This window comes from Acidiphilium sp. 34-64-41, assembly GCF_002282635.1.
GTDB classification, from domain to species: domain Bacteria; phylum Pseudomonadota; class Alphaproteobacteria; order Acetobacterales; family Acetobacteraceae; genus Acidiphilium; species Acidiphilium rubrum.
The window spans coordinates 24779-36528 of record NZ_NCJX01000015.1; the positions used below are offsets into that span (position 1 = coordinate 24779).

13 protein-coding genes are annotated in these 11750 nt (G+C 65.2%); 11 read left to right on the top strand and 2 right to left on the bottom strand.

Going from position 1 to position 11750, the window contains the following annotated elements:
• Positions 1-47 precede the first annotated feature (47 nt).
• From B7X49_RS04660 to B7X49_RS04685, 6 genes are all read left to right on the top strand, one after another.
• Positions 48-869 carry an ATP-binding cassette domain-containing protein gene (locus tag B7X49_RS04660; RefSeq protein ID WP_029311684.1) on the top strand — a complete coding sequence of 274 codons (822 nt, stop codon included), beginning with the start codon at positions 48-50 and terminating at the stop codon, positions 867-869.
• Positions 866-2062 carry a sugar ABC transporter permease gene (locus B7X49_RS04665; protein WP_286704016.1) on the top strand — a complete coding sequence of 399 codons (1197 nt, stop codon included), beginning with the start codon at positions 866-868 and terminating at the stop codon, positions 2060-2062. Before B7X49_RS04660 ends, B7X49_RS04665 begins: the two co-directional genes overlap by 4 nt.
• Before the next feature lie 57 nt (positions 2063-2119).
• Complete coding sequence (locus B7X49_RS04670) at positions 2120-2332, top strand: hypothetical protein (RefSeq protein WP_029311682.1); 213 nt, start codon at positions 2120-2122, stop codon at positions 2330-2332.
• An 86-nt stretch (positions 2333-2418) separates the two neighbouring features.
• On the top strand, positions 2419-2637 hold the full coding sequence (locus tag B7X49_RS04675) for a type II toxin-antitoxin system PrlF family antitoxin (protein WP_286704017.1): 219 nt from the start codon (positions 2419-2421) through the stop codon (positions 2635-2637).
• Positions 2624-2974: a type II toxin-antitoxin system PemK/MazF family toxin gene (locus B7X49_RS04680; protein WP_286704018.1), complete on the top strand. Its 351-nt coding sequence runs from the start codon at positions 2624-2626 to the stop codon at positions 2972-2974. Before B7X49_RS04675 ends, B7X49_RS04680 begins: the two co-directional genes overlap by 14 nt.
• Before the next feature lie 74 nt (positions 2975-3048).
• On the top strand, positions 3049-4080 hold the full coding sequence (locus tag B7X49_RS04685; protein WP_286838438.1) for a magnesium transporter CorA family protein: 1032 nt from the start codon (positions 3049-3051) through the stop codon (positions 4078-4080).
• A 42-nt stretch (positions 4081-4122) separates the two neighbouring features.
• Here B7X49_RS04685 and B7X49_RS04690 read toward each other — a convergent pair whose 3' ends face one another.
• Both B7X49_RS04690 and B7X49_RS04695 read right to left on the bottom strand, forming a co-directional pair.
• Positions 4123-5229: an FAD-dependent oxidoreductase gene (locus tag B7X49_RS04690; protein WP_286704021.1), complete on the bottom strand. Its 1107-nt coding sequence runs from the start codon at positions 5227-5229 to the stop codon at positions 4123-4125.
• Between the two features lie 6 nt (positions 5230-5235).
• A complete protein-coding gene (locus tag B7X49_RS04695) occupies positions 5236-5913 on the bottom strand; it encodes a cupin domain-containing protein (protein ID WP_286704022.1) in 678 nt (225 codons plus the stop codon).
• Positions 5914-6051: 138 nt separating this feature from the next.
• On the opposite strand from B7X49_RS04695, the gene B7X49_RS04700 reads away from it, so the two are divergent.
• The 5 genes from B7X49_RS04700 to B7X49_RS04720 all read left to right on the top strand — a co-directional run bounded on the left by B7X49_RS04700 (position 6052) and on the right by B7X49_RS04720 (position 11731).
• Positions 6052-8361 (top strand): xanthine dehydrogenase family protein molybdopterin-binding subunit, encoded by a 2310-nt coding sequence (locus B7X49_RS04700; protein ID WP_029311676.1) that lies wholly within the window; start codon positions 6052-6054, stop codon positions 8359-8361.
• Complete coding sequence (locus tag B7X49_RS04705; RefSeq protein WP_286704023.1) at positions 8325-8780, top strand: DUF1489 family protein; 456 nt, start codon at positions 8325-8327, stop codon at positions 8778-8780. The genes B7X49_RS04700 and B7X49_RS04705 overlap by 37 nt, the downstream gene beginning before the upstream one ends.
• 13 nt (positions 8781-8793) lie before the next feature.
• A complete protein-coding gene (locus B7X49_RS04710; protein WP_286704024.1) occupies positions 8794-9621 on the top strand; it encodes a S49 family peptidase in 828 nt (275 codons plus the stop codon).
• 12 nt (positions 9622-9633) lie between these two features.
• The gene (locus B7X49_RS04715; RefSeq protein WP_286704025.1) at positions 9634-10101 is read left to right on the top strand and encodes a GNAT family N-acetyltransferase; all 468 of its coding nucleotides are present in this window, start codon (positions 9634-9636) and stop codon (positions 10099-10101) included.
• Between the two features lie 88 nt (positions 10102-10189).
• Positions 10190-11731, top strand: a complete 1542-nt coding sequence (locus B7X49_RS04720) for a protease pro-enzyme activation domain-containing protein (RefSeq protein WP_051657310.1) — start codon at positions 10190-10192, stop codon at positions 11729-11731.
• The last annotated feature ends 19 nt before the right edge of the window (positions 11732-11750 follow it).

Sequence of the window (11750 nt, forward strand, 5' to 3'; positions counted from 1 at the left end):
GGCGGGCGCCTGACGTGCCCGCCGCATTCCCTCGGGAGGGGTCGAGTATGAGCGCGGTTATCAACCCAGTCGCGACCGGTATGCCGTTGTTGACGGTGCGGGGATTGCAGAAACGCTATGGCGCCGTGGTGGCGTTGCGCGATGTGAGTTTTTCGGTCGCCCGCGGCGAGGTGACGGCTCTGCTCGGTGACAATGGTGCCGGCAAATCGACCACCATCAAGGCGATCGCCGGGGTTGCGCCGATCGATGAGGGCGAGATCCTGCTCGAGGGTAAGCCGGTCTCGATCCGCCATCCGTCCGAGGCAAACGCGCTTGGGATTCAGACCGTTTATCAGGACCTGGCGCTGTGCGATAACCTTGGCATTTGCGCCAATCTGTATCTGGGCCGGGAACTGGTCTCCAAGCCGACGCCGTTCGGCCCGCACGTGTTGCGCGATGTCGATATGGAAGCCGAGGCGCGCAAGGTGCTGAAAACCCTGCGGATCAATTTGCCGTCGCTCGATACGCCGGTCGCTTCGTTGTCGGGCGGGCAGCGCCAGGCGGTTGCGATCGCGCGGGCGGTGCTGTGGGATTCCAAGCTGGTGATCATGGACGAACCGACGGCTGCGCTGGGTGTGGCGCAGACCGCCGAGGTGCTGCGGCTGGTGCGCGACTTGGCGGGGCAGGGCTACGGCGTCATTCTAATCACGCATAATATGCAGAATGTGTTTCAGGTCGCCGACAACATCGCTGTGCTCCGCCTTGGCGCGACGGTGATGGAACGGCGCCGCGCCGATCTGACACCGGAACAGGTGGTCGGCGCGATCACCGGCACGCTTGCGATTCCTGGCGCTATTCCCGGAACCACCGCCGCAGGAGCCGTGGCATGAGCACGACGACGCAAATCGCCCCGCAATCGCCGTTCAAGCGTTGGCTGTCAGGCGTTACTAATTCGTCCGACCTCGGCATGTTGCCGGTGATCGCGGCGCTGATCCTGATCTGGATCGTATTCGAGGTTTTGAACGCGAATTTCCTGACGCCGCGCAATCTGTCGAATCTGGCGGCGCAGATCGTGGTGACCGGCACGCTGGCGCTGGCGGAGATTTATATCATTCTGCTCGGGATGATCGATCTGTCGATTGGGTGGAACTCGGTGCTGGCGGCGTCGATTTTTTCGCTCAGCACGGTGTTTTTCCATCTGCCGGTCGCGGCCGGGCTGGTGCTGGGGGTGGCGTGCGCCACCGGCATAGGGTTTTTGCAGGGGATGCTGGTCTCGCGGGTCGGTGTGCCGAGCTTCGTGGTCACGTTGGGCGGTGCGATGGTCGCCGAGGGTGTCACGCTTGGTATTCTGACGCCCCATGGCGGTTCGGTGCCACTGGCGGATGATCTGACCACGGCGATCGGGACACTCAACCTCGATCCGGTGTGGAGTTGGGCGGCCAGCATCGTGCTGTTCGGCGCCTACGCTGGGCTGACGCTCAATAGTATACGCAAGCGCAAGGCGGGCGGCAGCGAGGGCGGGTATGCCGCGGTGATGCGGTTGGTCGGGGTGGGCGTGATGCTGTTCGCCGCGGTATTCATGCTGAACGCTTATCGCGGCGTGCCGTTCCTGCTGATGATTTTTCTGATCGCATTGTTCGCCTCGGCGTTCGTCACCAAATCGACTCAGTTCGGCCGGCATCTCTACGCCGTCGGCGGCAATGCCGAGGCGGCGCGGCGGGCGGGGATTTCGGTCAAAGGGATCCAGCTCGCGGTGTTCGTGATCGCGGGATTCCTGGTCGGGCTGGCCGGATATCTGGATGCGGCACGCCTCGGCGTCGCTTCGGCCTCAGTCGGCAATGGCGACATCATGCTCAATGCGGTGGCGGCGGCGGTGATCGGCGGGACGTCGTTGTTCGGGGGGCGGGGCAGTGTTTATGGCGCGCTGTTCGGGGCGTTGGTGATCGAGAGCGTGAGCAATGGGATGAACCTGCTGGGTGCTGCGTCATCGGTGCGGTTTATTGTCGAGGGCGGTATATTGCTGGCGGCAATCACGATCGACACGGTGTTGCGGATGAAGCGGATGCGGAGCGGCCGGGCATGATTGCGTTGACGATCTGATTTCCGCGCGACAACAGTCTTATTATATCGGGGGGTCGCTATGACGCGGATTATGCTCAGCATTCTGGTCATGATCACGCTGGCCTCCTGCGCTTCAGGCGGTAGTTGCGATCGGTCCGACGCTAACCGCACAAACCTGAACAGTGCCGACGGCCAGCAACAGGTCGGCACTTCAGGTGCCGGCGCGGTGTTCGATATCGGTGTTGCTGCGACCATGTATGGCGTTTGCAAACTCTCCAACTCTGCTGCGTGATTATCCTCGTCGCCGTTCCGCCGATGACCTGCGAGGCGATCGATCAGGACTTGCAGGCGGCAAGGAAATTCCTTACTAGTTGAGCCATGATCGTCAGCAGGCTCACGAGCAAAGCGCAGACCACCATTCCCCAGGCCGTGCGGGTCGCGCTTGGCCTGCGTGAGGGGGATCAGCTAGCCTATGTGATCGAGGACGGCCGGGCTGTATTGACGCGCTATGACGCATCTTGCGTATCGGACGAGCCGTTCGCTGCTTTTTCCGAATGGGCTAGCGACGCGGACGCGCGGGCTTTTGGCCGACTTTAACCGTTGGGACATCGTCAGCGTCCCGTTTCCCTATACCAACCGGCCGGTCGAGCAACGGCGCCCCGCTCTGGTGATCGGGCAGCATCGCACTGAAGGATCGCCGCATTTGTTGTGGGTCCTGATGATCACCAGCGCCAGTCATCGTCAGTGGTATGGCGATGTCCTGGTGTCGGATCGGGTCGAAGCGGGTCTGCCGGCGGAGTCGCTGGTGCGAACCGCAAAAATCGCGACGATCGAAGCTGCCGATGCACGCCGGATCGGTGTCCTGCCACCGGTCGACCGGGTTGGGGTACAGACATTCATCCGATCCAATTTATCCGAATCGGTGGTCGGTTAGGTCGGCTTTCGGACCCTGCGGGCGGCTCGGCAGCATGACTTGACGGTGATTGAAAACGTCCCCACGCTCTCTGGATGAGCCTCGGCAGCCCGTCCCATTGCATGATCCGTTCGGTGGTTCGGCGCGATGGCGGGATGGCCAAACTCGAAGACGCGCCCGCACGGGCCAGTCTGGGCGAGGCAATCTGGATTGATCTGCTCAACCCGACCGATGCGGATGTGGCGCTGGTGACCGCGGCGACCGGGCTTGCGGTGCCGACCGAGGCTGATCTGATGGAGATCGAATCCTCGAGCCGGCTATCGGCATCGACCGATGCGCCGGGCGGTGCGGTGCTGACCATGTCGATGCCGATGATGTATTCCGGCAGTGACGGCTTGTTGCCGGCGCCGTTCGGCATTGTGCTCGCGCCTGATCGGCTGGTCACGATCCGGTTCGCGCCCAGCCAGGCGTTTCAGGCGTTCTGGTCCCGGTTGAGTGCTACGGCCGAGCCGCCGAGCGCGGATATCCTAATCGGGTTGCTGGAGGCGCTGGTTGATCGTCAGGCGGATGCGTTGGAGCAAATGCGCGGCCAGATCGATCGGTTGTCGCATCAGATTTTCCACATCAAGCTCTCGCCGGACGGTAGGCACGCCGGCGCCAAGCGCCGCCAGCAGGAGGGCGAGTTGCGCGAGATGGTTTCGACGCTGGGGCAGCTTTATAACGCGGTCTCGCTGGTGCGGGATTCCCAGCTCGGCATCGGCCGGATCGTGCCCTATATGGCCTCGGTCGCCGGTTGGGTGCCGGACACGATGGCCGCCCGGCTGGGCACCATCACCCAGGATGTCGCTTCGCTGAATGAGTTCATCACGCATCTGACCGACAAGATCCAGTTCGTGCTCGATGCTACGCTGGGCTTGATCAATATCGCGCAGAGCGACTTGATGAAGGTGCTGACCATCGTTTCGGTGATCGGCATTCCGCCGACCTTGATTGCGGGCATCTATGGCATGAATTTCGTGCGGATGCCGGAGCTGCACTGGGCGTTCGGCTATGCGTATGGGCTGACGTTGATCGTGGTCACCGGTGTCGCGCCGCTGTTCTGGTTCCGCAAGAAAGGCTGGCTGTAACGCCGCCAGAAGCCCCGATAAAAAAAGTTTTTTGCTTCTTTTTTACAAAAAAGAAGTGCTTGCCTTAACCTGCCCAGACGTGCCCGGCATAAGACGATCGGCCACCGCCGCAGCGGCGACCAACGCGCCTTCGAGATAGCCGCCGAAATCGGGCGCACTCTCAGACCCGCAGGGCAGGGCGATGTCGTGCCAGGGCGCGGGCAGCGGTGTGGGGGCGTAGTGCGGGTGCTGGGCCGGGCCGGTGTGGTCGGACTGGGTTGCGGTGAAAGTCTCCTCGGCCCAGTCCTGGATGATGAGGTGGCGCGGCGTGGCGGCCGCGGGGCCGAAGAGAGTGGCGAGTTGCGCTGTCACCAGTGCCTGCAATTGGGCCCGGCGGTTGGCGCGTATGGCGGCGGGCCAGGCGAAAAATCCGAAGATCGCGGCTTCGTCGGTGACGCCGGGCAGGCTCGCGTCGTGCAGTTCGGCCAGCGGGCCGACATGGCTGATCGCGGCGCCGGAGAGGCCGGTTCGGCGCCAGAATGCATCGTCGTAGAGGGCGAGCGCCTTGGCGTGGCCGGCCATCCAGGTCGGTATGCCGGCGAGGTGTTGGCGGGTGGCGGCGGGCAGGGCGGGGGTGAAACCGAGTGAGGCGATCAGGCGGGGCGGCATGGCGAGCGCGATGCGGGCGGCGCTGAACCGGGCGGGTCCGGCTTCGGTCATGCAGTCGAGCGTGACGCCGCCCGGCGTGGCGGTGAGGGCGGTGATTTTGTGGCCGAGCCTGATGGTGCCGGGCGGCAGGGCGTGGGCGGTGTGGCGGACCAGCGCGCCGATGCCGCCGGCGATGCGCATGCTGGGCGGGTCCTGCTCGAAGCCATGGGGCAGGCGTTGCACGGCGCCGGTGCGGTCCTGGAACAGGAAGCCGCCGTGATCGTCCTGCGCATCGATGGCGAGACCTGCTGTGGTGATGGCGGCGGCGATGGATGGTTGCATCGCGGGCCAGATCCAGGCGGGGCCCAGGTCGTAGGTGCCGTGCGGGGTGATATGACTGAGCACGCGGCCGCCGATCCGCGCCCGCGCTTCCAGCACCAGGATGTCGGCACCGGCAGACGCCATGCGGCGCGCGAGTGTGAGTCCGGCGAGACCGGCGCCGACGATGATCAGATCATGCATGGTGGGTCATGGCGCGGCCGCGGCTGGTGGCGGCGGCAGGTGGCCGGTCTTGCGATAGATCAGGGCACCGTTGGCGCTGGCCAGCGCCAGCGTGCTGCCGGCCGGGAAGCGCAGCCAGGTGCCTTGCCTATGGGTGCTGCCGTCGATCGTGATATAGCCTTCGATGATGAATAATTCGAGACCGCCGGCGTAGCTGTGCGCCGGCGTGTGGTGGCCGGCGGGCCAGCGCAGCAGATCGACCTGTTCCCAGGGTGCGGCGAACAGCGAGGCCACGCGGCTGCCATCCGCGGCCTGATGCCAGAGCGCGGGATCGGCGGTGTCGAGCCGGACGGTTTCGGTTTCTGCGTCAGGCATCTGGCGCAGCTTGACCAAAATCACCGCGCCGGGGGCGCTGGCCGGCGTGTGGCGCGAGCCGGGCGGGTTGCGGATGTACCAGTGGCGCGGAAAATCGCCGGTTTCATCGGAAAACACCCCATCGAGCACCAAAAACTCCTCGCCCGCATCATGGCGGTGCGGGCTGAACGCCGAGCCGGGGGCGTAGCGCACCAGCGAGGTGGCGCGCGCGACTTCCACGCCGTCGCGCTCCAGCATCCGCCGTTCGACGCCGGCGATCGGCGATGCGACCCAATCCAGCGCCGTCGAGTCGACGATGGCTTGACGCGTGAGGTCGGCATTGATCAGCATGCGGGTATCTCCTGAGGCGGAACCACGGTCGCACCGGTCTATTGTATTTTTGCGACCGCGTCATATCCTGCAAGAAGCAGCGCCGCGCCATACCGTGCGGTGGCAATTCGAGCATCAACAAGAAACGGGGTCCTGATCATGGTGAAATTTGGCGTGGCGCAACCGGTCAAGCGGGTCGAGGATTCACGGCTGCTGCGGGGTGCAGGGCAATATACCGATGACGTGCCGGCCGATGGCGCGCTGATCGTGCAGGTGGTCCGCTCGCCCCATGCGGCGGCGACGATCACGGCGATCGATGTTGCGGCGGCGCGCGCGATGCCCGGCGTGGTCGGTGTGTTCACCGGCGCCGATCTGGCGGCCGACGGCATTGGCGCCATTCCGTGCATGGTGCCGATCAAGAATCAGGACGGCTCGCCGCGCGCGCAGGCCGACCGGCCGGTATTGGCTGGTGACGCGGTGCGCCATGTGGGTGAGGCGGTGGCCTTCGTCGTTGCGGAAACCGCGCAGGCGGCGCGCGATGCGGCCGAAGCCGTTGATATCACCTACGACATGAAGCAATCGGTCACCAATCTGGCAACCGCGATGGACGCCGGTGTCGCACAGGTGTGGGACGATGCGCCGCATAACCAGGTGTTCGACTGGGCGGTGGGCGACGCTGCGGCGGTCGATGCGCTGTTCGCCAAGGCCGCGCATGTCACGAAGCTGCGCGTGGTGAACAACCGCATCGTGGTCAATTCGATGGAGCCGCGCGCCGCCCGCGCCAGTTTCGAGGATGACCGCTGGACGCTGACCACCAACACTCAGGGTGGCTGGATGGTGAAGGGCTGCCTCGCGCAGGCAGTGTTCAAGGTCGAGCCGGACCGGTTCCGGGTGATCACGCCGGATGTCGGCGGCGGCTTCGGGATGAAGCTGTTCGTCTACCCCGAGCATGTCATGGTCTGCTACGCCGCGCGCAAGCTGGGCCGCGCCGTGAAATGGAATTCCGAGCGCGGCGAGGCATTCCTGTCGGATACGCATGGCCGCGACAATGTGGCCGAGGCGGAGCTGGCGATCGACGCCGATCATCGTTTCCTTGCGATGAAAGTGCGCAACATCGCCAATATGGGCGCGTATCTGTCGAATTTCGGCCCGTTCATCCCGACCATGGCGGGCACCAAGGTGCTGGCCGGGGTTTATGGCTTCCAGGCGATCCATGCGCAGGTACTGGGCGTGTTCACCAATACCGTGCCGGTCGATGCCTATCGCGGCGCCGGGCGGCCGGAGAGCAATTACCTCGTCGAACGGCTGATCGATGCCGCGGCGCGTGAACTCGGCATGGACCGCGCACAGCTGCGCCGGCTGAATTTCGTGCCGGCGAGCGCCATGCCCTATCGTTCGGCGATGAACCAGCCCTATGATTCGGGTGACTTCCATCAGGTGCTGGAGCGCGCGCTCGACATCATGGATTGGGAAGGCTTCGCGACGCGGCGGGCGAAATCGGTCGCGGCCGGCAAGCGGCGCGGCATCGGCATGGCCTATTACCTCGAGGCGACCGGCGGCGCGCCGGAGGAGCGGGCGGAAATTCGCTTCACCCGCGATGGTTTCGTGGATGTCTTCGTCGGCACCCAGTCGACCGGTCAGGGGCATGAGACGGCCTATGTGCAGCTGGTCGGCGACCGGCTCGGCATCGACCCGGACCGCATCCGCGTGCGCCAGGGCGATACCGACACCATTCCGCAGGGCGGCGGCACCGGCGGTGCGCGCAGCCTGTATTCGGAGGGGCAGGCGATCGCACTGACCACCACCAGTATCATCGAGAAGGGCCGCAAGGCCGCCGCCGATCATCTGGAGGCCGCGATGGCCGATATCGTGTTCGAAGAGGGTAAGTTTACCATCGTCGGCACGGATCGCTCGATCGACATCGTCTCGCTCGCCGAAACGCTGCACGCCGAGGGCGGCAACCCGCTCGACACCGCCGAGATCGCCAAGATCGACAAGCACACCTTCCCGAACGGCTGCCATATCGCCGAAGTCGAGATCGATCCGGAGACCGGCGTGGTCTCGGTGGTGCGCTATCTGGTGTGCGACGATGTCGGCACGATCGTGAATCCGATGATCGTGCGCGGCCAGGTGCATGGCGGCGTGGCGCAGGGTATGGGCCAGGCGCTGCTCGAAAACACTGCCTATGATGACGAGACCGGCCAGCTGATTTCCGGCAGCATGATGGACTATGCGCTGCCGCGCGCGGATGATCTGCCGGATATCGAGGTCGAATTCGTCGAAATTCCGTGCGCTTCGAACCCGCTGGGCGTGAAAGGCGCGGGTGAGGCGGGTGCGGTCGGCTCGCCGCCGGCGCTGATCAATGCGGTGATCGACGCTCTGGCCGATGACGGTGTCCGCAGCATCGACATGCCGGCGACCCCGGAGCGCGTGTGGGAAGCGATCGCGCAGGGCCGCCGCGCCGCGTGATCCATCTGCTCAAGCTCGCGGTCGGCGTGAAGGATATCGGCCATCTGGCCGATATCCAGCGCCGCCGCGCGCTGGCCGACCCGCCGCTGCGCCACCAGACGCGCAGTTTTCCCAAGCGCGCCGATGAACTGCGCGAAGGCGGCTCGATCTATTGGGTGATCACCGGTGCCATCCTGGTGCGCCAGCGCGTGCTCGACGTGGTCGAGGATGTGTGGGACGACGGGTTGCGTTGCGCCGGTCTGGTGCTCGACCCATCTCTGGTGCGGGTCGGGGCACGGCCGATGCGGCCGTTTCAGGGGTGGCGCTATCTGACCCCGGAGGATGCACCGATGGATATTTCAGACGATCAGGCCCGGATCAGCGACGAGCTGCCGCCGGAATTGCAGCGCAGCCTGCGCGCGTTGGCGCTGCTGCCATGATGGAACTCATATGATGGCGTTGGCCGATCTGCGTAAAAAACTGCCCGCGCGGCTGCCGTGGTCGCCGCGCCTTGTGCCGGTTATCCGCATGTCCGGCATCATTGCCGCGCGCGAGGGCGCGATCAACCTCGACCGGTTTGCCGCCCCGCTGACGCGCGGGTTCGACCGGGCGAAATCGGGCGAGAAACTGCTGATTCTGGCGATTGAGAGCCCCGGTGGCTCGCCGGTGCAGTCGGACCTGATCGGCCAGTTCATCCGCCGCAAGGCCGCTGAAACCGGCGTGCGGGTGGTGGCGATCATCGGGGATGTCGGCGCTTCCGGCGGCTACTGGATCGCCTGCGCGGCCGATGAAATTCTGGCCAATAAAATGAGTATCGTCGGCTCGATCGGGGTGATCGGCGGTGGCTTCGGCGTGCATCAGTTGATCCGGCGCTACGGCATCGAGCGCCGGGTGATCACCGCCGGGGCGAACAAGCTGCGCAACGACCCGTTTTCGCCGGAGCGCGAGGAAGATGCGGTGTTCAATCGCGGTCTGGTCGATGATATCCACAACGCGTTCAAATCCTGGGTCCGCAACCGGCGCGGCAGCGCGATCGAGGGGCATGAGGCGGATATTTTCGATGGCTCCTACATGCTCGGCGAGGTGGCGAGATCGCGCGGCCTGATCGATGGGTTCGGCGATGTGCGCAGCGTGATCAACGAGCGCGCCGGCGAGAGCGCGAAGCCGGAGTTCATCGGCCCGAAAAAGAAGTTCAGCCTGATGCGCCTGCTCGGGCGCGACGCCGGCGCTGCGCTGCTCAACGCGATCGAGGCGGAGACCCTGCGTGCGCGCCTGCAATAAGCGCCGCAGCCGATGAGCGAGGCTACCACCCGACTGGATGCCGCGCTCGCGGTGCCCGACGAACATACCGCCGTGCTCGACATGGCGCGGGCCTTTCACATCGAGGATGGGCACCCGATGGACGCCGCGGCCGAAGCTGCGATGCTGGCCAGCATTCGTGGTGACGCCGCCGCGGCCCTGGCACCGACCTATGTGCTGCGGCTTGACGGCGTGATCGTGGGGTTTTTCGTACTCTCGCTCGGCTACAGCCCGGAACACGGCGGCATGGATGCGTTCATCGACGATATCTATCTGCTGCCCGCGGTGCGCGGCCAAGGCCTCGGCCGCGAGGCGGTGTCATGCGCGGTTGCCGCCGCGCGTGCGCGCGGCGTGCGGGTGATGATGCTCGAAGTCGAGAAACATAACGACCGCGCCTATCGACTTTACGCTGCGATGGGATTCGTGGACACCCAGCGTCGGCTCATGCGTCGTTATTTATAGAAACATTAACTCTGATTCAACTAACGGTTTGCGCTTGCCCACCCACCGTGGTCTGCGGCATGGTCGGGGCATCAATCAGGAGTGACCCATGGCCGACCTGCACTACCACGCCTTCCCCGAAAGTCACCATAACGCGCCGAAACACGCCCATCGCCATGAAAAACTGGCCGATGACGAGCGGGTGGAAGCGAGCGTCTACGTCAAGCCACATCCGGTCGCGACCGTGTTCACCTCGCATGAAGCCGTCCTGGCCGATCGGGCAAAGCGCCACGATCCGGACATCGCGATCATCCGGCAATTCGCGGCCGATCATGGGCTCACGGTGATCGAGGCCGATGCCCGGCGCCGCCTGGTGCGGCTGGCCGGCACCGCGAAAGCGATGGGCGAGGCCTTCAAGGTCGAACTGAACTGGTACGGCGCGGAGGGCGCGCGGTTTCGCGGCTATACCGGCGCCCTGCAGTTGCGTTCGGATATCGCCGGCATCGTGGAATCCGTGCTCGGGCTCGATACCAGGCCGGTGGCACAGCCGCGCCTGATCAAATCCGCGCAGGCGGCAGCCACCGCCTATCTGCCCAATCAGATCGGTGCGCTTTATGGCATTCCCACCCATGAAACCGGTGCGGGTCAGTGCATCGCCATCATCGAACTCGGCGGCGGCTACCATGAGAGCGACATCACCGCCTCGTTCGGCGCCATGGGGCTGACCCCGCCGACCGTGGTGGCCGTGAGCGTCGATGGGGCGAGCAATGCACCCACCACCGCGAACTCGGCGGATGGCGAGGTCGGGCTCGACATCCAGGTCGCCGGCGCCATCGCGCCCGGCGCGAAACTCGCCGTGTATTTCACGCCCAACACCGACGCCGGCTTTGCCGATGCGGTGACGGCGGCCGCCACCGATACCACCAATACACCATCGGTCATGTCGATCAGCTGGGGCGGGCCGGAATCGGGCTATTCGACCCAGGGCTTGAATACGCTGAATTCGGCCCTGCGCGATGCCGCGAGCGCAGGCGTCACCGTTACCGTCGCCTCGGGCGACAATCTCGCGACCGATGGCCAGACCGATGGCGCCGTGCATGTCGATTTTCCGGCATCTAGCCCCTATGTCGTCGGCTGCGGCGGTACCAGCATCACCGTGTCGGGTGGTGCCATCGTCGCCGAATCGGTCTGGAACAGCGGCACCAGCGGCGGTGGTGGCGGCATTTCCACCGTGTTCCCGATCCCCTCGTTCCAATCCGGCGTCACCCTGCCGGCCAATGTGAGCACCGGTGGCACCGGGCGAGGTGTGCCGGACGTCGCGGGTGACGCCGATCCCGCCACCGGCTATCAGGTGACAGTCGATGGCCAGACCTTCGCGGTCGGGGGCACCAGCGCCGTGGCACCGCTCTGGGCCGGCTATTTCGCGCTGATCAACCAGGCGCGCGGCAGCCGCCTGGGCTTCGTCAATCCGGCGCTCTATGCCCATGCGGCGGATTTCCGCGAAATCACCAACGGCAACAACATCCCCAGCGGCACGTCGCTGGGATATGACGCGGGACCCGGCTGGAACGCCTGCACCGGCCTCGGCGTCATGCGCGGCGCCGCCTTGTTCACGGCACTCAAATCAGCCGCAACGTCGCCCGTCGTCTGAGACCGGCTGGGGTAGTGCG